The organism is Paraburkholderia sp. EG287B (assembly GCF_040965595.1).
GTDB lineage: Bacteria > Pseudomonadota > Gammaproteobacteria > Burkholderiales > Burkholderiaceae > Paraburkholderia.
Genome location: NZ_JBFRCG010000010.1, coordinates 38,858 through 61,797, shown reverse-complemented (window position 1 = coordinate 61,797; position 22,940 = coordinate 38,858). Strand labels below are relative to the sequence as shown.

At 58.4% G+C, this 22,940-nt stretch carries 19 protein-coding genes and 1 pseudogene; 8 read left to right on the top strand and 12 right to left on the bottom strand.

The features are described 5' to 3' along the window. Positions 1-967 precede the first annotated feature (967 nt). The 4 genes from AB4Y40_RS19230 (at position 968) to AB4Y40_RS19215 (ending at position 5,607) form a co-directional block, all read left to right on the top strand. Positions 968-1,600 (top strand): DUF3313 domain-containing protein, encoded by a 633-nt coding sequence (locus tag AB4Y40_RS19230; protein ID WP_368689121.1) that lies wholly within the window; start codon positions 968-970, stop codon positions 1,598-1,600. Positions 1,601-1,622: 22 nt separating this feature from the next. Then, positions 1,623-3,188: an intermembrane transport protein PqiB gene (locus tag AB4Y40_RS19225; protein ID WP_368689330.1), complete on the top strand. Its 1,566-nt coding sequence runs from the start codon at positions 1,623-1,625 to the stop codon at positions 3,186-3,188. Continuing rightward, on the top strand, positions 3,185-3,889 hold the full coding sequence (locus tag AB4Y40_RS19220) for a membrane integrity-associated transporter subunit PqiC (RefSeq protein WP_368689120.1): 705 nt from the start codon (positions 3,185-3,187) through the stop codon (positions 3,887-3,889). The genes AB4Y40_RS19225 and AB4Y40_RS19220 overlap by 4 nt, the downstream gene beginning before the upstream one ends. Before the next feature lie 365 nt (positions 3,890-4,254). Then, a complete protein-coding gene (locus AB4Y40_RS19215; protein ID WP_368689119.1) occupies positions 4,255-5,607 on the top strand; it encodes a paraquat-inducible protein A in 1,353 nt (450 codons plus the stop codon). A gap of 70 nt (positions 5,608-5,677) precedes the next feature. Here the strand turns inward: AB4Y40_RS19215 and AB4Y40_RS19210 are convergent, their stop codons facing one another. Then, complete coding sequence (locus AB4Y40_RS19210) at positions 5,678-6,262, bottom strand: TetR/AcrR family transcriptional regulator (protein WP_368689118.1); 585 nt, start codon at positions 6,260-6,262, stop codon at positions 5,678-5,680. Between the two features lie 72 nt (positions 6,263-6,334). Continuing rightward, positions 6,335-6,916 (bottom strand): TetR/AcrR family transcriptional regulator, encoded by a 582-nt coding sequence (locus tag AB4Y40_RS19205; RefSeq protein ID WP_368689117.1) that lies wholly within the window; start codon positions 6,914-6,916, stop codon positions 6,335-6,337. A 330-nt stretch (positions 6,917-7,246) separates the two neighbouring features. On the opposite strand from AB4Y40_RS19205, the gene AB4Y40_RS19200 reads away from it, so the two are divergent. From AB4Y40_RS19200 to AB4Y40_RS19190, 3 genes are all read left to right on the top strand, one after another. Continuing rightward, on the top strand, positions 7,247-7,909 hold the full coding sequence (locus AB4Y40_RS19200) for a DUF3313 domain-containing protein (RefSeq protein ID WP_324160181.1): 663 nt from the start codon (positions 7,247-7,249) through the stop codon (positions 7,907-7,909). Positions 7,910-7,941: 32 nt separating this feature from the next. After that, positions 7,942-8,199: a hypothetical protein gene (locus AB4Y40_RS19195; RefSeq protein ID WP_368689116.1), complete on the top strand. Its 258-nt coding sequence runs from the start codon at positions 7,942-7,944 to the stop codon at positions 8,197-8,199. A 1,666-nt stretch (positions 8,200-9,865) separates the two neighbouring features. Next, positions 9,866-10,573 carry a response regulator transcription factor gene (locus tag AB4Y40_RS19190; RefSeq protein ID WP_368689115.1) on the top strand — a complete coding sequence of 236 codons (708 nt, stop codon included), beginning with the start codon at positions 9,866-9,868 and terminating at the stop codon, positions 10,571-10,573. 508 nt (positions 10,574-11,081) lie between these two features. Here AB4Y40_RS19190 and AB4Y40_RS19185 read toward each other — a convergent pair. Then, positions 11,082-11,654 carry a flavodoxin family protein gene (locus AB4Y40_RS19185; RefSeq protein ID WP_368689114.1) on the bottom strand — a complete coding sequence of 191 codons (573 nt, stop codon included), beginning with the start codon at positions 11,652-11,654 and terminating at the stop codon, positions 11,082-11,084. 106 nt (positions 11,655-11,760) lie between these two features. On the opposite strand from AB4Y40_RS19185, the gene AB4Y40_RS19180 reads away from it, so the two are divergent. Further along, on the top strand, positions 11,761-12,666 hold the full coding sequence (locus AB4Y40_RS19180) for a LysR substrate-binding domain-containing protein (RefSeq protein ID WP_368689113.1): 906 nt from the start codon (positions 11,761-11,763) through the stop codon (positions 12,664-12,666). A gap of 418 nt (positions 12,667-13,084) precedes the next feature. Here AB4Y40_RS19180 and AB4Y40_RS19175 read toward each other — a convergent pair whose 3' ends face one another. The 9 genes and pseudogenes from AB4Y40_RS19175 to AB4Y40_RS19135 all read right to left on the bottom strand — a co-directional run bounded on the left by AB4Y40_RS19175 (position 13,085) and on the right by AB4Y40_RS19135 (position 22,931). Further along, entirely contained in the window at positions 13,085-14,416 is a 1,332-nt protein-coding gene (locus AB4Y40_RS19175; protein ID WP_368689112.1) for an MFS transporter, read from the bottom strand. Between the two features lie 209 nt (positions 14,417-14,625). After that, positions 14,626-16,026 carry an FAD-binding oxidoreductase gene (locus AB4Y40_RS19170; protein ID WP_368689111.1) on the bottom strand — a complete coding sequence of 467 codons (1,401 nt, stop codon included), beginning with the start codon at positions 16,024-16,026 and terminating at the stop codon, positions 14,626-14,628. A gap of 126 nt (positions 16,027-16,152) precedes the next feature. Continuing rightward, entirely contained in the window at positions 16,153-16,476 is a 324-nt protein-coding gene (locus AB4Y40_RS19165; RefSeq protein ID WP_368689110.1) for a YciI family protein, read from the bottom strand. A gap of 282 nt (positions 16,477-16,758) precedes the next feature. After that, the gene (maiA, locus tag AB4Y40_RS19160; protein ID WP_368689109.1) at positions 16,759-17,406 is read right to left on the bottom strand and encodes a maleylacetoacetate isomerase; all 648 of its coding nucleotides are present in this window, start codon (positions 17,404-17,406) and stop codon (positions 16,759-16,761) included. Positions 17,407-18,127: 721 nt separating this feature from the next. Next, positions 18,128-18,763, bottom strand: a pseudogene (locus AB4Y40_RS19155) (CoA transferase subunit B); the annotation flags it as partial. 15 nt (positions 18,764-18,778) lie between these two features. Continuing rightward, positions 18,779-19,498 (bottom strand): CoA transferase subunit A, encoded by a 720-nt coding sequence (locus tag AB4Y40_RS19150; protein WP_368689108.1) that lies wholly within the window; start codon positions 19,496-19,498, stop codon positions 18,779-18,781. A gap of 96 nt (positions 19,499-19,594) precedes the next feature. Continuing rightward, on the bottom strand, positions 19,595-20,995 hold the full coding sequence (locus AB4Y40_RS19145; protein WP_368689107.1) for an MmgE/PrpD family protein: 1,401 nt from the start codon (positions 20,993-20,995) through the stop codon (positions 19,595-19,597). 5 nt (positions 20,996-21,000) lie between these two features. After that, on the bottom strand, positions 21,001-21,246 hold the full coding sequence (locus AB4Y40_RS19140; protein ID WP_368689329.1) for a DUF2783 domain-containing protein: 246 nt from the start codon (positions 21,244-21,246) through the stop codon (positions 21,001-21,003). Positions 21,247-21,266: 20 nt separating this feature from the next. Next, the gene (locus tag AB4Y40_RS19135) at positions 21,267-22,931 is read right to left on the bottom strand and encodes an FAD-dependent oxidoreductase (protein WP_368689106.1); all 1,665 of its coding nucleotides are present in this window, start codon (positions 22,929-22,931) and stop codon (positions 21,267-21,269) included. Positions 22,932-22,940 lie beyond the last annotated feature (9 nt).

Below are 22,940 nucleotides of genomic sequence, written 5' to 3'. Positions count from 1 at the left end.
CCCGAAACTGGTCGATGTCGGATTGAGACTTCTGGATCTGGTTCGGGTTTTCGTATGTCGCAGACTCCTGGATACGGGAGAGCCAGTTGCGATTTTCGTAATCGCGGCCAATCCGGCCAGTAACGCCCATGATGTGAAGGATAACGATGTCGGTGGAACGCTTGAAACGAATGCGAGAGACACTTCGTTTCCGAGGACAGACGCTGCTGGACACCGATTGGCGTGGACCGGATGCGCAATATCGCGTCGTTTGCCCAAAGGGGCATTTGTGGTCCCGGCCTGCGTCTTATCTGCTTTCAGCACGGGCGGCATGCCCGGCATGCGAGGATGACCAGGCGCTGCAACGACTGGATCAACTCGCTTTTCGACTCGGCGGACGCTGCCTCTCCAAACAATATGTCGGCCGCAGCGCTCGGTATCGCTTCGTTTGTCTCAAACGACATGTATTTGCCAAAACCGCTAGAGAGCTGGAAAAGGGCTCGTGGTGCAAGCTGTGCCCACGTTGCGTTGGAAACGAATGACTGAACCGGATGAACGGGCCCACATGAAGCAAGCCTAGTGTGCTTACGCGCTAAACAGGAATCCGGACAATAAGTTTGTGCCAGTTGCCTCGATGCACTCTTCGTCACCCTCCTTCGCAGCCTGACTAGCCTCAAGCACGCAATTTTCGTCGGCTTCACCGAGAACGAATGGCATCGTCCGCAGTTCAATCCCTCCACGTGCTACCTGAAAAAGTGTCCCTGCGCGCGGACCCTGAGGACAGCGACGCGGGCTTCAGAGGGCTAGCCACCCAAACTCGTGCAGTCAAATACAAACCGGCTAGACGGTTTACATCACGTTGAAGCTCCGGTAGTATGGCGCCGTGAGCATCGGCGCGTGATGCTGGATCGAGCTTCACTACGACGACGTTTTCGCAGACCTCAGCCTCAGGAAGCGCGCCATATACAAACCGGCTAGACGGTTTTAAATGAATCCACTGAAACTAATATCCCCTGCGACGGAGTTACTGCTGAAGCAGGCCCCAAAAGCCGTGATGCTGGCAACGCTCTGTCTTTCGCTGTTCGCAACGCTCGTTCTTGCGCTCTCGGCGTGCTCGACAGTCAGGCCCGTCAAATATTCCAGCCTCGCCTCATGGCCGTACCTGCGCGTCAATCCCGACGACCGGAACGGCACCCATATGCCCTATCGTTATGCGTTGCCTCAGGACTGGTCCCGGTACCGAAAGCTCATCCTTGAACCGGTCCAGATTTACAACGGTCCAGACGCAGAGTTTCACCACGTCAGCGATCCAGAGCGCTCGAAGCTTGCTCAATTCATGCAGGCTACGTTCGCAGAAAAGCTGGCCGCGCGCTTCGATCTGGTGAACGAACCCGGAGCCGATACGCTTCGCGTTCGGCTGACGCTCACCGGTGCAGGCACGGCGCTACCCGGATATGTCATCTACGCAGTAGAAATTCTGGATTCCTCTTCAAATCAGCTAGTTGAAGCCTTTATCGAAAGGTATCCGGATGGCGGGCTTTCTGCCAGGTTGAGCTCGCCAGACGCCCCCAGAACCGGCATTGAACGGGGCGCTGACGAACTTCTCGCCCAATTCAGGTAATCCAATCGCGCAGCACCGTCCAATGTCCCTCAGACGATTTCTCCCGCTCACCATCTGGCTCGTACCGCTCGCGGCAGCGCTGATCGGCATCGCGCTACTTGTGCGATCAGTCGCCACACAGGGCCCAACTATCACCATCAGCTTCCTCACTGCCGAAGGCCTGGAGGCCGGGCGAACAAAGGTACGATACCGGAACGTGGAGATCGGCGAGGTCAAGGCCATCCGCCTCTCGAATGACCATTCCCGTGTCCTTGTGGATGTACAGATCACCGAATCCTCACGAAATCTCGCGGTCGACGACGCCCGCTTCTGGGTGGTGCGCCCCAGGATCGGTATGAGTGGTGTTTCTGGTCTTGGTACCGTTCTCTCCGGCGCCTATATCGGCATGGATCCCGGTCGCTCCGACCTGCCCCGTGAAAAATTCATCGGACTTGAGACGCCTCCCACCGTGACCAGTGACCAGAATGGGCGTCGCTATGTTCTCGAAGGCGATTCCCTCGGCTCCATCGATATTGGTTCGCCAGTCTACTACCGCCGCTTCCAGGTCGGACGTGTTGTAGCACGCTCCCTTAACGATGACGGCAAGGGGGTCACCATCCAGGTCTTCATTGATGCGCCCTATGACAAATTCGTCAAGGCGGATTCATGCTGGTGGCACGCAAGTGGTGTCGATCTGCGGCTGGATTCCGGTGGTATGAAGCTGAACACCCAGTCACTTGCGACGGTCGTCATGGGGGGGCTCGCGTTCCAGTCCCGTCCCGACCACGAGTCGGGAAGTGAGGCGCCCAGCGGCACGGTCTTCCCGCTCTCCGACAGTCAGGCGGAGGCGATGCGCGCGCCGGACAGTCCGGCGGCAAGCGTTGTCATGAAGTTCAACCAGTCACTGCGCGGCCTGTCTGTCGGCGCGGTGGTCGATTTTCGCGGAATCGAGCTTGGATACGTCACCGCGATCGACGTGGAATACGATCCGAAACGATCAGAATTTACGATGCCCGTGACGGTGAACCTCTTTCCCAATCGTCTTGGAAGAAGCTTCAGGGAGTCGCTGGGCGAAGGCAACAACGACGCCGGAAAGGCACTGCTGCAAAAACTCGTTGCCCGGGGTTTGCGTGCCCAGTTACGGACAGGGAGTCTGATTACGAACCAACGCTACATTGCACTGGACATCTTTCCAAACGCCCCACGGGCGACCATAGACATGACGAAGGTACCGCTGGAACTCCCGACGGTGCCCAACTCGCTGGAGGAGCTTCAGGTGGTCATTGCTGATATTGCGAAAAAGCTGGATCGCGTGCCCTTTGACAGGATCGGGACCAACCTGGATCAAACGCTCCAGAACGCCAATCGTGCATTCACGCAACTGAACACCGAACTCGGGCCCCAGGCCCGCGATACCCTCGCGGTCGCCCAGGAAACGTTCCGTACCGCGCAGGCTGCGTTACAGCAGGATTCGCCGCTTCAGTCGGATATGCGGCAAGCCGTTTCGCAGCTCAATCGCACGCTGCAATCGCTGAACGAGCTGGCTGTCTACCTCCAGGAACATCCGGAGTCACTGCTGCGCGGCAAGCCCCGGGATGAGAAGCCATGAGCCTGAAAACAATCATGCGAAGTAGCCAGGCCGGATGCCTGAAATTGCTTCCCGCTCTATGTAGCATTGCTGCGCTTGTAGCCGCGTGCACCTCTGTACCGGAAGTGCAAACGTACACCCTGGGCACGGCCCCGCGGCCCGCGTTACGCGAAAATGCGTCGGTCGACGAAAGTGCACATCCAGCGTTTCTGATAGATGTGGCGCCTGTCGTCGTTCCAGCACAGGTAGCGAGACGGCAACTTGTGTTGCAGAAGGACCCCGTGCGCGTTCAGGTCATGGAACAAGAGCGCTGGAGCACCGCCCCGGCCGATGAGATTCGCCAGAGTTTGTCAGCGAGACTTTCGGCGGCGCTTGGCACGTTTGAAGTCGCGAGCGTTCCCTTCCAGGCAGATCAACCGGTCTATCGGGTTAGCGTTGTGGTGCAGCGATTCGAGTCATGGTACGCATCGCACGCGTTGCTGGACACGGTGTGGACGGTGAGACCACGAACAGGAGCGACCATGCTGACCTGCCATTCGATTTATTCGGTGCCCGTGGGCAATGGCTTTGGCGAGCTGGTGAAGGGGCATCAGCAGGCAGTGTCCCAGCTGTCGGATGAAATAGCGGCCGCGATCCTTGCCGTACAGCAGGAGTCGCCCGCACCGTCGAAATGCGTTCGTGGAGCGATGTGGACAGCGACAACTGGCATACAGGCGAAGTAGCGAGCCGTGTCCGGAGCAGCCCCCTCCTGCTGACTCGTCGGCTCACAACGCGGTGTTCATCTTGAAGTGACAATCAAGCAGAGGAGGTCAACGTGTTTCTTCCGACAACCCGACGCACGGACAAACCAGCACGCAGCAGGATCTGTCGCAACAGCCCGTCTGACACTGCGTGCGAATCGTGCCCGCAACCGTGTGCACGCTTCACACTTGCCGCCGTCCATCATGAACTCGCGCTCCTGCGGAAGACTGTGCTCAGGCAGTGGAACGAGATCGCTGCACTGGAAGTGGAACTCGCGTCCATGCGGACTGGCTTGAGCAATACGACGGATGCGTCTGAAGCCTGACGAGGCGAGAAACCTGAAACCATGGAAATCCGGAATCTCATTGCCTGTCCAGATTGTGATCTACTGCTTTCTCGACCACTTCTGACCCGGAAGCCGGGAATGCACTGCCCCCGTTGCGGGGCAAGCATCGCCAGCGCAGACATGGCACAGCTCGATCGTGTCGTGGCACTGGCGCTCGCCGCGATGATTACGTTCTTCGTTGCACAGATGTATCCAGTCGTCGATCTGGAGATGGGGGGAGTCACATCGGCCACCACCCTGACAGGGACCGTTTGCGCACTCTGGGTTCAAGGCATGTGGCCACTCGCTGTCCTGGTCGCCTGCCTGACCATCGTGTTTCCGTTTCTCGATCTTGCCGCGGTGCTCTACGTCACCGCACCTATGCGCCTCGGTGTGGTTCCTCCCGCGTTTTCACCGGTGTTGCGCGTGCTGCAGCTCGTGCGACCGTGGGTCATGATTGAAGTCCTGCTCCTCGGTGTCGTTGTTACCGCAACCAAGCTTGCCAGCCGCGCGTACGTTATTCCGGAGACCGCGCTCTTCGCGCTTTGCACGCTGCCGTTCATGCTCGCAGTCGTCATGGCATTCGAGCCGCGTGCCCTGTGGCATATCCGCGAGACACTGGATGGGCGTGAACGGGACAACTCGCCGGGGTCAGTCACAACCGTGCCCGCCGTGCCCTTCTCGTCCGCCATGGACCTGGGGCTTGTTGCGTGCAGGAGCTGCGATTGCGTTGCCCGCCGTGAGTCCACTGAATCCAGTCGTGGCGCCCTGCCCACTCCGCAAGCGCGCGCGGCTGCGCAGCCATGCTCCCGTTGCGGAGCCAGGATGCATCCCAGGAAGCCGGACAGTCTCATGCGTACCCAGGCATTACTGGTCGCAGCGGCAATCCTGTATCTACCTGCGAACCTGCTGCCGGTTCTTCATACCGTGACAATTCTTGGCTCGAAGGACGACAGCATCATCAGCGGCGTTGTCCACTTCTGGCGCAGTGGGGACTGGCCAATTGCCACGGTTATCTTCATCGCGAGCGTCGCTTTCCCGCTACTCAAGCTCGTCGCGCTTGCGTTCCTCGCCTGGACAGCGGGCTGTACCTCGCGCTGCCACCCGTTGTTGGGTACAAAGCTGTTCCGGATCATCGAGCGCCTCGGGCGCTGGTCAATGCTCGATATTTTTGTGATTGCGCTAACGATCGCGCTCGTCAATTTCAGGTCCGTCGCTTCTGCTACTTCGGGTTGGGGCGCCGTCGCTTTTGCGGCTGTTGTGCTATTGACGATGACGGCCACGATGCAGTTCGATCCACGGTTGATCTGGGACGCGTACGCCGGCCCGCTAGACCGTGACGGGAATGGCTCAAACAGCTCAACCGGCTCGTGACTGCCCCGCCTCTTGGCCCTGCCAGTCCGATGTCAATGGCGACAATCATTGGAAGCGACACTTTACTGCTCTAGGCAGCCGGCGACTCCGGTGCACCCCGGCTCGTCCACGACGGCTCGTCGAGCAGCCGCTCGAAAAGCCGATCGCGCTCTTCCGACGACAGTGGCGACAGCCCGATCAACCCGGTAAACGCCATGCCAACCGCCGCCGCCCAACGCAGCACCGCGATATCTCCATCGGGTGACGCCTTGCGAACCTCGGCAAGATCAGCAGCATGACCATCCCGAATGGTTTCCAGGAGTTCCGGTGCCTGGATCAATGCCGCCAGTACGGCACGATTGGCAGACTCTGGTTGGATGGCAGTTTCACGCATCACGGCAATCTGCGCGAGCAGGAGCGGCTCCTTTACCGAGGCATCGCAGGAATTCAGATATCCCACTGCAAACTCTTCAAGGTACCGCCTCTGGAACTCCAGCAATGCCAGCAGGATTCCGTCCTTCGTGCCGAACTGATGGAGCAGCCCACCCTTGCTGATGCCGCTCTCGCGGGCGAGTGCATCGAAGGTAAGTGCGTTGAGGCCATCCCGTGAGAGGATGGTCAGAGCGGCCTTGAGGGCCGTGTTTCGGGACCGTTCCGAGCGGGTCGCGTTATCCATTATTGGCAGCTCATTGGAATTTCTGGTGTCAGTTGCAGCTTCCGGGTCGGGACCTCACGTGCTATCGGGGTATCAACCGCCATCCGGTACCTTGATGAACTGCGTCCACGCGTCATCGTCAAGCAGGCGGTCAAACAGATGGCTGCGCTCCTTGTCCGACAAGGGGGAAAGTCCGAACAGCGCATACAGTGCGAGGCCCCAGGCCGCTTCCCAACGTAGTAGCGCGAGTTCAGGGTCGGCGGCCTCTTCCCTGATCTGCCGGACGTGCCCGGCGAATCGTTCCCGGATAAACGTCATAGGGCTCGGGTCGTCCACAAGGATCGAAAGGACTGCCCGCGCAGGTGAGCGGTTCTCGTCCACCATCTGGCGCATTGCTGCGATCTCGACTGAGAGTGTTTGCTGCGGGGCGTCCTTCGGACGCGATTCCAGATAGTTGCGCCGGAACTGCTCGAAACTGACGTTGCGATATGCCAGTACGCCCTTGAACAGATCAGCCTTCGAGCGAAAGTGATGCGTGACGGCCCCCTTGCTCAAGCCTGATTCCCGCGCGACGGCCTCGAAAGTCAGCCTCGCCGTCCCATCCCGGGCGAGGACGCTCAACGCCGCCTCGATGATTGCATTGCGGGTCTGTTCTGAACGCTCCTGCCTGGCCAAAGTCTGTCCCCAAAGTTATGGAGGGCTGAAGTGGCGCGGTAGCACACGCCCTGCTTCCAGTAGCCCACTTACACAATATCCGCATCCTGACCCAGGAGTATACGGCTCACTAAAAAAACCGTCCAGACGTTTTGTTTTCTCCATATCCCGTGCTAGACTTCGCTCCAGTGCTTCTTCTTTGCGTACAAATAAAACCGTCTGGACGGCTTTTTTTCTTCTACCGAGGAAGCCGGGATCCCCCGACAGCCGCTGCAGATCAAACCGTCCAGACGCTTTTTTTACACTGCTCGCAGATTCCGTTGCCGTCGCGTATCTCTCAAGGAACCTAGAATGACAATCACCAAGGATGTTCGCCCCCTGCTGTTCGCGCTGTCGTTTCTCTCGCTCGCAGGTTGTGCAGGGGTTCAACCGGTCGCCTATTCCGGCATCCCCTCGGCTTCGTACCTGAAGGCGAATGCTCACGACGATAGCGGACGCATTCCGTATAACTACTCGACGACAGTGAACTGGCAGGCCTACTCCCGGGTAATGGTCGACCCGGCCACGGTCTATAACGGTGCGGACAACCAGTTCGGCGAGATGAGCGACGCCGACAGGGCAACGCTGGCCACCTATCTCCAGAAGTCTTTCACACAGAAACTTGAGACGAGATTTGCGTCGGCTGCGCAGCCTGGCCCGGGGACACTCCGCGTCAAGCTGATCCTCACGGGCGCCGAGACCACGACGCCCGTGCTTGGTCAGTTCACGCATTTCGACATCGGTGGGAACGTCTACAACGGGGTGCAGGCAGTTCGCGGCGGTAAGGCAATGTTTGGCGGCTCCGTTGCGTATGCAGTCGAGATCTACGACGCGTCGAACAACAAGCTGTTGAATGCCTATGTAACCAGGCAGTATCCAAACGCCATGAACCTGGTCGCAAGTTTTGGCTCACTCGGTGCGGCAAAGGCAGGGATCGACAAGGGCGCCGACGCACTGGTTGCCCAACTCCGGTAAGCGGAATCACACGTCGGGTGACGGAGTGTGCAATGTCAGAAATCGCATCTCTCTTCGCACTGCCCCTCCGGCCGCCGGTTGTGGTCGCACTCGTCTTCGTTGTCGCTTATCTGCTGGTTGGCATTCCGCTTCACTTCCTTTTCGGTGCCGAAGCGCGCGACGTATGGGGGACGCTGGCCGGATTATTCGCCGGACTGCTTTACATTGTGTTCATCATTGACTTCTATCCTGATTCGCACGATGTCGCGACACGCCAACCGACCGTCGCGCAACTGGGACAGGAACGATGATCCAAACTGCGAATATCCGACTCCTGCTCATTTTTACTGCCAGTCTTTCCATGTCTGAGGAAGCGGGATCGCTGCACAGGCGAGTCAAAGAATGACATGGCAGATCCTCCGCTGCCGTAGCACCTGGGTAGCAGCGAAACTATGGCGGATGGTGATCCGCATATACAAGGTCATTGTTGGCCAACTGTGATTCACCAGTATTGCGGCACCCTCGCGCCAGCTGCCCTCCTCATCCGGCAAGGAAAGTCGACGCGAAATCAAGCAGTCCATATCACTTCAACAAACCGTGCAGGCCATTCGCAAAATGAACTCGTCCTTCCGACTGGAACCCATGACCATGCCGACTTCCCGAAGGTTACTGATCTGCGCGATCCCGCTACTCACAGCGCTCTTCAGTGTGCTCGTTACCACGATGGTATTTTCACGCGAGGTACCGGGACTCACAAAAGAATTCCCGTCGGCAAGCACTATCGACGCGCATAAGGATCAGGCTTCACCGACTCGAACTGAATATCAACCGTGATATGCGTAGGTGTTCAGAATATTCCCGTCGATGTGCAACGCTCGCGGTTACATCGCAATACAGCTGGCTGGGCTATCGACGACTGTCTGGCCCTATTCCTACCGTTAGGACAGGCACGGAGAGATGGCATACATCAGCGGTCAAGACGTCGGCGCAATTCTCGACCTGTTTTCGTCGCGTGCGTACCCGACGATCTGGATACTTGGGCTGGCCATCGCGTTTCTATCGCTGATAGCGGCTTCTGTCTGCCTCATGCGACGGGCCGAATCCGTCAGGATTCTCCTGGGCGCGGTTGCAGGCCTGATTGCGGGGATCTCGTATTTTGCTCTTGCACTGGGAGCACTCCCCGAAAGCGATGCTCGCGCGACACGCTCGACGAGTTCGCCGCCGACGAGCGTCGAGGCACACACAAGATCAATACGCTTGTCTGGTGAAGGACCTGATTCTCGACGCAAGGCAAGTGACTAAACACGCTTTGTTTCGCTAGTCGAAATCGGTGGCGGAACATTCGTGTCTAATTCGGCGCGCAGACTGTGTGAAAGCCGCGTCGGAAATTATGGAGCCAGGGAATGAGAAGCTTGAGAGCCAGTCTGACTTTGTCAATCGCGTTCGTCTGCATGCTGGCTGGGTGTGCTTCGACGGAAAGCGGGATCAAACCGGAGAGTACGTCGGAATTCACACTCGGTGCGACAACCCAGCAATACGTAATCTGGAAATTGGGAACGCCGTCATCAACAACCACTCTACCAGATGGGTCGACCGTTCTGGTTTACACCTTTATGGGAGAACGACCATTTTGGGACAGAGTGATGTTGAATTTCGGTCCGTATGCAACGACGAATGTCCGAAGGACAACGATCAGTTTTCTTTTCGGATCAGACGGCATTCTCAAAAAATCGGATACCGTTTCCTATCAATGATCGTGCGGCCAAGCTCCGGAGCCAACGCTGACCGCATGCGTGGCCGCTCGCTGATGCAGGCCCTCTTTATCACTGATGTCCTTGCAGCCGCAACGATTGAAAAATCGATAATACATACGTCGGCTGCAAGTGCGGTGCGAAACCTGCTGACGCTTACGTCAGGTACGGATCGGCTGCGCGAGACAGGTGCGGTTTACGCACTACGACTCCGGATTTGTTCACTATGCGTATCGCAGTTCTCGATGCTGACCCTAGCCAATTGCAGTACTTCTCCGAAGCGCTCACCGCCGTCGGCCACGACTGCCATGTTTTTGCCGAGGGACGTGCGCTGATCCACCGGATGCAGCGCGAAACCTTCGACCTCGTGACGCTCGACTGGAACGTTGTTGACGTTCAGCCTGATGCCGTACTCGCATGGATCCGCAAGAACTGCGACTCAAGCCTCCCTGTACTTTTTGTGTCAAGCAGCACACGCAAGCGAGACGTTGTCTACGCGCTGAACGCCGGCGCTGACGACTACGTCACGAAACCGGTCGCCGCCCCCCAGCTTGTCGCGCGCGTCAGTTCGCTTTTGCAAGGAACTGGCCACCACGAAGCAGTGACGACATCGCAGCAGTTTGGCGAGTATCTATTCGATCTTCGGAAGGGTAGGCTTTTTCGCGAGGGTACGCTTTTGCCAGTTACCCAAAAGGAATTCCAGCTCGCGCTGCTTCTCTTTCGCAACTTTTCACGACCACTGTCGCGAGCGCACATCCTCGAGACGATCTGGAAGCACTTCACTCATATTCCCAGCCGCACGCTCGATACACACATCGCCACCGTACGGGTCAAGCTCGGACTTCGGCCAGAGAACGGCTACTGCATCGTTCCGATCTACGGCTATGGCTACCGCCTTGAAAGGTTGGACGCTGCCGCTATGAGCATGTCATGAAAACTCAGCAGAGCCCGCGGCCGCGATCAACGTGCGGCTTCTTTGCCGGACTGGCATGCAACGTAGAAGCCACGAGCGCATTGCCGCCCTTATCAGCCGGAGCCCCCGGAGCTGTCAAGGGAAAGCCCGTTGAGTGAGTTGAGTTATGCAGCCTCGAACTCAGCGCAGGGAGACGCGAAAGGCCGAGTGGTAAAGTGGCAAACCGCCCGCACGATTTCGGCTAGGTCCCCGGCGTAAACGACAGGAGGGTGCTGTTCCGTGTGTTCTGCTCGCCGGAGAACAATGCGCCGTACATCCTGCGGTTCAACCGCGCGAGTTAATTGAAACCGGCAACCAGATGGTCGGCCAGAACGCGAAGCGCAGCCGTGCAGGCCGCGGTTGTGGCAAACGATTTCGCTCTATACCGGCTAATGAATCACGAACAGGCGTTGCCGTTGCTACCGCGGCCGATCATCGGCACGCCGACTCCCGCGGCGCGCTGGCACGCCCGCTGCTTGATACAAGTCTTTTATTCTGACCGCGGTTGTTCCGCCCAGCGTTTCACAGCGCCCGCTACACGCTCTCCAAGCGCACTGGCCGTTTCCTTATCGCTAGCAATCACGCCTTCCGCACCTTGATCTGCGTTGGCTTGGGCCATTGCGCCAAGAAATGATCCCAGACGGTTAAGATCATCGACAGAGCCCGAACTGCTATTGTTGCCTGGCATGAGGCCAAGGCTCACCCACAGCATCTGGTGCTGCGCAGCGAACACGGCGAGTTGCTGAAGTGTCGCGAGCTTGTCGCCGCTCTGTGACGCGGAGACTGTGAAACCTGCGCCAAGCTTGTCTCGCCATTTTCCCCATACCTTCGAGGAAGCATCCATGAACTGCTTGAACGGTGCCGAGACGCTACCCATGTAGGTCGGCGCGCCGAAGATAATCGCGTCGGCCCGGTGTTCAAGAAAATCCCAGTGCGCGTCGATCTGATCGACGGGGATAAGCATCACCGAAACGCCACCGGCCTCGACACCTCGCGCGACCGCCGCTGCGACGGCCTCCGTATGACCATATCCACTGTGATAAACGATGGCTGCAGTAAGCACGTATTCAACTCCCTAAAATCAACGTTCGGAATAATCGTCGACTTCTGTTGAACTGGGAAGCCAAACCGTCTATACGTGTCGTATGCAAATAGCAAACAATCAGCATATGAACAGTACCGATCATGGGAACCTGAAGCGCCTGGCCTATTTCGCCGCGGTGGTTGAGACCGGTTCATTCACCAAGGCCGCCGAACAACTTGGGATTACCAAGGCCGTCGTCAGTCAACAGGTCGCACGCCTCGAGCGGGAGTTCCAGACGACGCTACTCACCCGGACGACGCGCCGTGTCCACCCTACGGACGCGGGCGCGGCATTCTATGGACGATGTGCAACTATCATTCGAGAGGCCAGAGAGGCCTTTGCTGAACTCTCACATGCCGCGATGGAACCGGCCGGTACGCTGCGAATGACGGCGCCGTTCGACTACGGCGTGAGCGTGCTCGTACCGGCAATCGCAGCATTCATTGAGCGCTATCCCCGTTGCAAGGTTGACGTGAAGCTGACAGACCAGACGCTCGACTTTGTTGATTCGGATATCGAACTTGCGATCCGCGGGGGAAAACTACTTGATTTGAATCATCAAGCCCGCCAAATCGACCGCTATCGGCAACTCCTCGTGGCCGCGTCGTCATGGAAAAAGAAATTGCCACGGGCCGCGGCGCCACACGAAATCGCGCACGCCCCATTTGTCGCAAACACAGCGCTCCGTGAAAGCCTCAAGTGGGAGTTCACCGATTCAGCCGGAAGCCGGCAGACGGTGACCTTTCAGTCCGCTGTGCATTTCGACGCGACGCTAGCCGTGAAGGAGGCCGTATGCAGTGGTTTGGGGATCTCTGTGTTGCCGGATTTCTCGATAAAAGACGACCTCGCAAACGGGCGCCTCATTCAGGTTTTGCCGATGTGGTCGTTGCCGCCAGGAACGATGCATGCCGTCTTTCCAGCTGGCAAGTTCCGCCCTGCCAAAATACGCGCATTTGTCGACTTGCTTCTCGAGCGGCAGAAGTGCGCTTAAACCCGTGAATTCGCGCCACGAAGCCGCTTGGGGGCGGTGTTGCCCTAGTACCTGACCGTCACGCCGCACCGCGTCGTCTTCGCAGACCATCGACGCCGACATTGACGAGGCTAGCGAGCATGGCGCGCCGCCCCTTGCGCCGAACCGAATCCGAATCCGGTAACAATCGGCCAAGTACCGCGATGGCCAGCAGGTCGACGCTTACGCCGCCGTAAGCGAATCGAGTGGAGCGGGCCTGTTCCATCCGTCGCGGTCTACGCCGCTTATCGCTTGATATGCGCGTTCCTAAAGCGCACATCATCCATCCGTCCGAATCGGAGCATTCGGACGAAACAGACTCCACACCGGCACGCAAGAGCGATCGCTAAGCGAGTTCGGAACGCAATCTGACCGCTCTTCGATCCGCGCGCCATCCCGTTCAGGCAGTGGCTTCACCCAACGCCTGCACGACAGGTTGCGGTCGATAGTAAAGCACGAGTGTGGCTCCGAGCAACAGGCCGATCGCGATCGAATAAATCCCGACAGCCGTGTTATGCGTGAGATCTCTCGTCAAACCAATAAGAAACGGGCTTGCGAAGCTGCCGAGGTTCCCGAACGCGGTCACCATCGCCACCCCTATCGCAGCGTCACTTCCCGAAAATCGTGAAACCGGCAAGTTCCAGAACGGCGGAGTCGAGCAAAGAATTCCCGAGGCACCCAGCGTCAAACCTATCAGCGACAACGCAGTGTCGTGCTCAAATCGTACGGCCAATACGAGGCCAACGGCCGAGACGAGCATGGGCACCGCAACATGCCAACGGCGCTCGCCCGTGCGATCTGAATGCCGACAATGAAAGAACATGGCAACGATTGCGACCAGGTACGGAATTGCTGTCAGCACACCGATTTGAGACAGGCTCCTTACGCCGGTAGCCTGAACCAACGTTGGCATCCAAAGCCCGACGCCGGTGATACCTGCGCACTGCATAAAAAATACCGCGACAAGCAACCATAGCTGACGGTCCGCTAACACGAGCTTCGATCGATGCTCGGACATCGGCGCATCGACCTGCGCGACAACTGCCGCCTTTTCTGCGGCACTCAGCCATTTCGCGTGATTGGGTGAATCAACCAGGAAGCGATAAACAATCGTCCCTATCAACACCGATGGAACGCCTTCTACAATAAACAGCCACTGCCAACCGCTCAATCCGTGAGCACCGTGTAGCGTTTGCATCAGCCACCCCGAGAGTGGACCTCCGACGATGCCGGAAACCGCCACTCCTGTATAGAACATGGCAAATACTCGTGCCCTCCTGGAAGCAGGGAACCAGAAACTGAGGTAGAGAATGGCTCCCGGGACCAATCCGGCTTCGGCAACCCCGAGAAGAAAGCGCAATACGTAAAACGATATTGGGCCACGCGTCAAGAACATCAGTGCGGAGATGATGCCCCAACTAATCATGATGCGGGCAATCCAACGTCGCGCGCCGACGCGGTGAAGGATCATGTTGCTCGGAACTTCGAACAGGAAGTAGCCGATGAAGAAAATACTGGCACCGAGCCCGAACACCGAATCGCTAAAACCCAATTCCTGCTGCATCTGTAGCTTCGCGAAGCCGATGTTCTGCCGATCAAGATAAGAAACAACATAGCCGACAAAGAGAATTGGTATGAGACGCCACGCGATCTTTCGATATATCGGGTCAATCAACCGCGTATCGGCCTGGCGAGTTGCGGATGCGTCAGCGGAATTATTTTCGTTCATCATGTCTCCTGTGCCATCGATGGAGTCCAAAGGGACCCATAATCGACGATTGGGTACGCTCCAGATGGAGCTGTGCGGCAAGTCTTCGCCTGCCTGGCGAACTTACATCTTCGTGTGAGATGGAATCGCCACACGAACCGGGAAACTGCTGCCCGTCGAGCAGTCCAATCAACAACCAGCCGACCGGTCATCTATAGTGATCCGCAAGCGGTTCATGTTGCGGCGGCTTTCGACAGGTCTCCGACGATCTTTCCCGGATTCATGATCCCTGCCGGATCGAAGGCCTGCTTGATCTTGCGATGCAACGCGAACGCGTCACCCGTTTCCCGGCGAAGGAACTCGATCTTTCCGTAACCTATCCCGTGCTCTCCGGTGCAAGTTCCTCCGCTATCCAATGCGCGCTCGATCATTCGCCGGTTAACGCGCTCGACGCGTGCCATCTCGTCCGCGTTGTCGGCATCAACCACAAAGCACAAGTGAAAATTGCCGTCCCCGACGTGACCGCAGATTGGAGCGATCAGATTTGCTTGCCGCACCTCTTCTTGCGCGGCAAGAATATTGCTTGCGAGCTCGGAAATGGGCACACAAACGTCAGTTGGCAAGCCTTGCGATCCTGGTCGCAGTGCCATATTCGCCCACCAGATGTCATGACGCGCCTTCCAGAGTCTTGACCGATCCTCTGGACGCTCGGCCCAGGTGAACTGGCATCCGCGGTTGGCTTCAGCGATGTCCTTGACGAGTTCGATCTGGTCACGCACGGCACCGGGGCTACCGTGAAACTCGAACAGCAAAGTGGGCGCGACGACGAGCCCCATCTTTGAATATCGATTGACCGCTTCGACCTGCGTAGCATCGAGCAACTCGACGCGGCCGATTGGCACCCCTGCCTGAATGGTTTGAATAACTGTCTGAACCGCAAGCGCCAAATCCGGAAATGCACAAGTCGCTGCCGCGATGTGCTCAGGCAGCGCATGCAACTTTAACGTCACTGCAGTCACGATTCCCAACGTCCCTTCCGAGCCGACGAACAGATGGGTGAGGTCATAGCCTGCGGCGGATTTGCGCGCGCGGTTGCCAGTGTGCACAAGGCTGCCATCCGGCAAGATCACTTCGAGGCCGAGTACCTGTTCACGCATCGTGCCGTAGCGAACGGCGTTCGTTCCAGACGCGCGCGTAGACACCATTCCGCCTATCGACGCGTCTGCTCCAGGATCAATAGGAAAGTGCATTCCGGTATCGCGAAGCTGTGCGTTGAGCGCTTTGCGCGTCACCCCAGCCTCGACCGTCGCATCCAGATCGTCGACGCGAACGGCGCGAATCGATTGCAAGCGAGACATGTCGATGCATATCCCCCCATGCAACGCTGAAATGTGCCCTTCACACGAGGTTCCGCTGCCAAAAGGAACAATCGGAACACGGAGATCTGCGCAAACGTGCACGATCCGCCGCACTTCATCTACCGATTCGGGAAACACGACCGCGTCCGGCGCCATGACAGGATGGAAAGTTGTGTCCTTGCCATGTTGCTGACGAACCACTAGGGCCACGCTCAGCCGATCGCCGAACCAAGGCTTGAGTGTCGTGATCGCAGCGTCAACATCACCGTAGTTCATGCGCTTTGTCCTTGTGGTGAAATTCGGTCACCGACCCAGAAAGCCGGCGACCCGGGCGTCCGGCAACTCCATCGCGATGCGGAGCATCGGCCAGCCAAATTCAAACCGGATAGCGGGAGCGCCCTGTCATTGGCATTTCTCCAATTCGCGCTCAAGAAAGTCGCGCGTGTACGGTGGCGTCATCTGCACGAGCGGATTCACAGTGATAGTTTCGAACAGGCCGGATCGGCAATATGGTTCGCCAGCGACGAACCGTTGCACGTCGGATTCACTTTCGACATCAAGGACTACTACCATCCCTACTGCACCTTCGCCGTCACCACCAATAATGGCGGAGCCGAATACTGTTAGAGGCAGCCAGTCCAGCATATAGAGAATGTGCTCACGTCGTATCGGGAGGCGCTCGGTGGCGCCCCCAGGCCGATAGAGACAATGGATCAGGAATGGCATGTCCGGCAGACTACCTTTATGTAGGTTGAGGCGTCAGTCGCCAATCAGCGTGCGAATGCGATAGTTTGTGAAAAGCTGCCTTCCCCAGCCCGCACGTAAATTCTCGACCGGGGTGACTCGCGGCATATATTCGAGTTCGACTTCAACGTCTACCACCCCTAACGATGACCGCGAGCGCGATGGTTGCGCCTGGAGAAACATTGCTAGTCTGATCCCCCGCCTTCGTGATTGGACAATCCTCCTTGCCCAGGGCCGGTGTCAGCTTGACCTTCACCCTAGTCCTTATGCTGCGTCGGGCTGCCGATCCGGCGCAGCCTGCGCAAAGGCTTCAAGTCGCAGAGCGTTTGCGTTGATGCGCGCGAGTGTTGGATAGTGGCCCACGTCGATCGAGAAGCGGTGCGCGTTGAATACTTGCGGGATGAGACATAGATCTGCCAGGGTGGGTGCATCTCCATAACAGAACGAGCCCGTTCGGCTGTCGCTGGCAAGTCGCGCTTCGAGTGTAGCGAAGCCGACCTCCACCCAGTGCCTGTACCATGCGCTCTTGGCTTCTTCGCTCACGCCCAGAGTTCCCGTCAGGTATTTGAGCACGCGAAGGTTGTTCAGCGGATGAATCTCACACGCGATCTGCAGCGCCAGTGACCGTACATAAGCCCGTGAAGCGGGCTCTCGCGGCAATAGCGGCGGTTCAGGATGTGTTTCCTCGAGGTACTCAATGATCGCAAGCGATTGAGGAATCGGCACTCCTGAGCCGTCGACGAGTGCAGGCACCAGCTGGTCCTGGTTGACGTGCTTGTACGTCTCGGAAAGCTGCTCGCCTCCATTGCGCACCAGATGCACTGGTACATACTCGTACGGTAGGCTCTTGAATTGCAGCGCAATCCGTACGCGGTACGAGGCCGAACTGCGGAAGTAACTGTAGAGCTTCATGCGACGCCTCGACGCTGAAAGCGGTGCCACATCTCTGTGTCGCACTCGCATGTCCAGATGCGACGGCGGGCGATGCCACCCACTTCGCGATACGCCCGCGATCCATCGAACGGAAGGCGGTGCCCGTGGATGACTTTGGCCTCGTGATCTTCGCGCGGAGTGAATGCCTTTGCCATACTGAGTCTCCGTGTTATTTGACGGCTAGGGAATTGACCGGTACCGACGCTGTGCCGGCAAGGACCGGAAACTTCGCGCGTCTGTCCGGACCGCCCCGCGCGAAGTCGATAGTGCGAGCCTCGTCCTGCGTTCATCGTCCTGGCGGCCGCTATGAGCCGGACAACCTGCAGCATCGGGCCAGGTTGCGCTACGTGCAGGATCAATGAAACGTTCCCGATGCGTGCGCCCTGACAGGGCGCTACCCGTGAAACCCGGGTGCAATTTCGAGTTCCTTCGTCAACCGACGACCAGCTTTCAACGAACACGGTTACGGGCATGCGAACCAACGTATGGAGGACGTGCTCAACTCGGATCGGCAGGCGCGCCGTGGCGCCGCCCGTCGACAGGTACCATCAACCGGGAACGGCATGTCCGGCAGACTCCCGCTATGTCAGTTGGAGCGTGACGTTTCCCTTTATCGAAAGAGATGCCGCGGATCGAAAGCGGGATCTCCAATCTTGGCGTCCGCCGCCGCATATTCTTGTTGTCGTGGACCTGATTGAAGAACCGAAGTGACGTCTAGCTGCGCGCTGGTCTTCCGCTGAATTTCATCAGCGCTCACACCATCGGCTAGCTCGACCACCTTCAACCCGTTCGGAGTAACGTCGATCACTCCGAGATCGGTGATGATGCGATCAACGACGCGTACTCCCGTGAGTGGCAGCGTGCAGGCTTCGAGGATCTTGTGCTGGTCGCCCTTCGCGACGTGCTCCATCAGCACGACCACGCGGCCGACGCCCGCCACGAGGTCCATTGCGCCACCCATGCCCTTGATCATCTTGCCAGGGATCAGCCAGTTGGCCAGGTCGCCCTTCTCGCTCACCTGCATCGCGCCGAGGATCGCCAGGTTGATGTGGCCGCCGCGAATCATCGCGAACGAGTCCGCGGACGAGAAAATCGACGAGCCCGCCAGCGTCGTCACGGTCTGCTTGCCGGCGTTGATCATGTCGGCGTCCACTTCGTCCTCGGTCGGGAACGGGCCGATGCCGAGCAGGCCGTTTTCCGACTGCAGCCACACTTCCATGCCCGCGGGCACGTGGTTGGCCACGAGCGTCGGCAGCCCGATGCCGAGGTTCACGTAGAAGCCGTCCTGCAGTTCCTTCGCCGCGCGCGCGGCCATTTCGTCACGATTCCATGCCATGGTCGGTCTCCTTCCTCAGTTGCCCGCGGGTTCGCCAGCTGCGGCGCGCACGGTGCGTTGTTCGATGCGCTTTTCCGGGTGCGCGTTGAGCACGATGCGCTGCACGAAGATGCCCGGCGTATGGATGGCGTCCGGATCGAGTGCGCCGTTCTCGACGATCTCTTCCACTTCCGCCACGGTGATCTTGCCCGCCATCGCGCACATCGGGTTGAAGTTGCGCGCCGTGCGGCGGAAGATCAGGTTGCCCGACTTGTCGGCCTTCCACGCCTTCACGAGCGCGACGTCTGCCGTGAGCGAATGCTCGAGCACATAGTGCTTGTCGCCGAACTGGCGCGTTTCCTTGCCTTCGGCGATCAGCGTGCCGAAGCCGGTATTCGTGAAGAACGCCGGAATGCCGGCGCCGCCTGCGCGCAGCTTTTCAGCCAGCGTGCCTTGCGGCGTGAATTCGAGTTCGAGTTCGCCCGACAGATACTGGCGCTCGAATTCCTTGTTCTCGCCCACGTAGGACGAGATCATTTTCTTGATCTGGCGCGTCTCCAGCAGTACGCCAAGACCAAAGCCGTCGACGCCTGCGTTGTTGCTGATGCAGGTAATGCCCTTCACGCCCGTATCGCGCAATGCGGCGATCAGGGCTTCGGGAATGCCGCACAGCCCGAAGCCGCCAACGGCGAACGTCTGGCCGTCCGCGACTATGCCATTGAGCGCGGCAACTGCGCTCGGGAATACTTTGCTCATCTCTGTGATCTCACTTTCAACAATAATCAGGTCCGGGCAGTGCCTATGCGGCCATTCCTGCCCGATTGACGCATTCACGCCAGAGGTTCAACGCGATCATGCGACGCTTCGATATTCCCGCGTCAGGGGAAGTATTTCCCGGACATCGGATTGCTCTTCAATTGCAAGAACGCTGTGCATCAGTTGGTCTATCTTCTGCTGAGAAAGCCCGCGGTTGGCGTAGCGCATGCAGCTTGTAAAGCGTTCGAGATGGTTCTCCTCCCGCAGGGCATTACCCGGAAATCCAGGTGCAATTTCGAGCGCCGTGCTCCAGGATCTACCGTTCCTGGTTTCGATATACATATCAACAGCGGTGTGATGACGCTCCTGCATGGCCTCGACAGATATCACTTCAATCCGATCAATGAACGCGAGTAACTCAGGATTCGCAATACTTGACTTCGTAAAATGACCTAACTCGGAGGAGCCCCGTAGCATTGCATTTGCGACGCAATATTTCGCACTGAATTGGGCATTCACTCGTGGGTTGTCGCCGAGTTCGAAATCGTGCCCGACGAGCCGAAAAGCGTAGGGCGGCAGCATGACCTCAATCCTGCGGATGCTCCCTGGCTCGACGCCGAGTTCATTACGAGCACGCAGGGCCAGTTCGGTAACGCCTTGGGTAAGACCGCAGCTCGGATATTTCTTGAAGACGGTGTGTACCAGTCGATACTGTCCTCCGAGTGCTTCCACAAATTCTTCCGGTTTGCGATTGCGCTTGGCAAACTGGTGCGCATACCCGTATACGCCGGAAAGGAAACGCTTCGGCCCCGTAATACCGAGCTGGGCCAGTTGTGCACAAACAACGCCTGATTCGGCCACCCAGCCTTGTATCAGTCGAACGGCCAAAGAACCGTCGATATTGCTCTGGAAACTACCGGCCGCCCGGTTGAATGCCAATCCCAGCGCATGGACAGTTTGTTGCCTGTTGAGCTTCAGTATTCTCGCCACCGCCGCAGTTGCGCCAAACACGCCAGCCACGCCCGTGGGATCTGCGCCGGCGTACATCGCCTCAGTAAGATTCATGCGCGAGGCAAGCTCCGCTCCGACTACCAGCGCAGCAAGGAAATCCTGGCCCGAGCAGCCTCCGGCAAGCTCGACTGCTGCGAAGGCTGCCGGAACAAGTGACGATCCGATATGGAGGCCCGGTGCCATCGCATCGCAAAAGTCGAGCGCGCGGCACATCACGCCGTTCACCAACGCAGCACCACCTGCCGACACGGCGTCGCCATACACGAATACGGAAGCCCGTCCTGCCCCGTCTCGCTGTTTCACGAACTGCAGGATGGCCTCGCACCCCTCCTCCGACGCGCCGGCGATCGCGGTGCCAATCGTCGTCAGCAACATGTTCCGCACGACTGCGACTGCGTGTTCTGGAGCGTCCCGCAGTTGAAAGCCCCGCACGAATTCAACGAGCTTCCATTCCGCCTCCATCGGGTGACTTGCACTTTCGATCATTGGAGTCACTTCGCTGGCACAATATCGCTGCCCGGGCGCCCATAGCCGCTCGCGACGACAAGGGCCTCGCGGAGAACGGACAGGTCACCGATGTGATTCGCCAGAACGAGAATCAGCCTGGCGTTCAACGCCAAGCTTTCCTCGTCCGTGAGTTCCCGATGGGCCTCCATCAGCGCTTCGTAGAAATCATCGCCCGGCACGAACGAATAAAAGAATCGCTTACCGAGTTCGTTAAAGTTCGGGTCAGTCATCAAGGCCATTCTCGTGTCCTTCAGGCGTTGCATGTGGCAAGGTCGACGGCGGCGCGCACCTTGGCTGGATCGAGCTGGCGCCAGCGCGCAACGACATGCTGGTCGGGCCGGATGAGGTAAGCACTCCCTGGCAGGAGATCGTATCGCTCACGAACGCGCCCATTCAAGTCGATCAGTGTGCGTATCTCGGAGCAAACGCCCTCGCCGTTGGCGACTACGACCGCACGCACCGGGATATTTCCATGACCCAGGTCTGCCAGTGCCTGAACCGTTGCGGCTTTCAGGTCCGACGCAGACTCCGCATAGTAGAGAAGCGCGAAGCAGCCCCCGAATGCCTCAAGCAGCCATGTGTGGTTCCCGTCGATGACCGGCGCATCCGCCATCGGAGCGCCTGGAATCATCCTGCCGGCGAAAGTATCTGAATCCCGTGTGTTGAGACTGGACTGCTCCAAGATGGTTGGCACGGAAAGGCGACCCGAGTTCACCATGGTCCGTGCGAAAGCGTACTGCCCAGCGAGCTCCAGCACGGCGTTGCGAAACGCCTTGCTAACATTGCTCTTGGGCGTAATGAAGTCAGTCGAACGCGTCGAGTTCTTGATATTCTCGTCGGCAGCCTGTCCGCGCTCTTCGGTATAGGCGTCCAATAGTGAAGGCGGTGCCTTGCCGTCCATAACGAGCGCGAGCTTCCAGACCAGGTTATCGGCGTCCTGTATGCCCGAATTCGCACCCCGGCCACCGAAAGGCGACACCTGATGTGCCGAGTCGCCGACGAAGAGAATCCTGCCGTGGTTGAAGCGACGCATGCGGCGGCACTGGAACGTGTAGACACTCACCCAGTCGAGCTCGAACTCCCGTTCGTCGCCCAGCATCGCCTTGATCCGTGGAATCACGTTCTGCGGCTTTTTCTCTTCTTCCGGATCTGCTTGCCAGCCGAGCTGGAAATCGATCCGCCATATGTTGTCCGCCTGACGGTGAAGCAGCGCCGACTGGTTGGGATGAAATGGCGGATTGAACCAGAACCATCTCTCCGTGGGATAGTCTGCCTTCATCACAACATCTGCAATCAGGAACCGGTCCTTGAAAACCTTGCCTTCGATGTCCAGTCCGAGCATGACCCGGATGGGGCTGCGCGCGCCATCTGCGGCCACGAGCCACCCGGTCTCCAGCGTGTAGTCGCCCGCCGGCGTCTCCACCTGCAAAGTAACGGAATCGTCGTGTGGAGTGACGCCGGTTACCTTGTTGCCGAAACGGATCTCCAGGTTTGGCAGTTCACGGGCACGCCGAAGCAGGAATTCCTCCAGGTAGTACTGCTGCAGGTTAATCATGCCCGGCCGATGGTGGTCTGGCTCCGGGCAGAGGTTAAAGTTGAATACTTCCGCTTCACCGAAGAAGGTCCTGCCGACATTCCACGATACGCCCTTTCGTACCATCTGTTCGCCGCAGCCGAGCCGGTCAAAGATTTCAAGTGAGCGCTTCGCATATGCCACGCCGCGCGAGCCAATCGAGACGGTGAAGTCATCGTCGAGAAGAAGAACGGGTTTCCCTTGAACTGCAAGATCGATTGCTGTCGTAAGTCCGACCGGGCCGGCACCAACCACAACGACCGGGTAGGGCTTGCCCTGCACCCCGTTCAGCTCGGCGGGGCGCGTGAATTCGAACTTTTCGTGTTGGTACTTACCTTGCACCTTCAACTC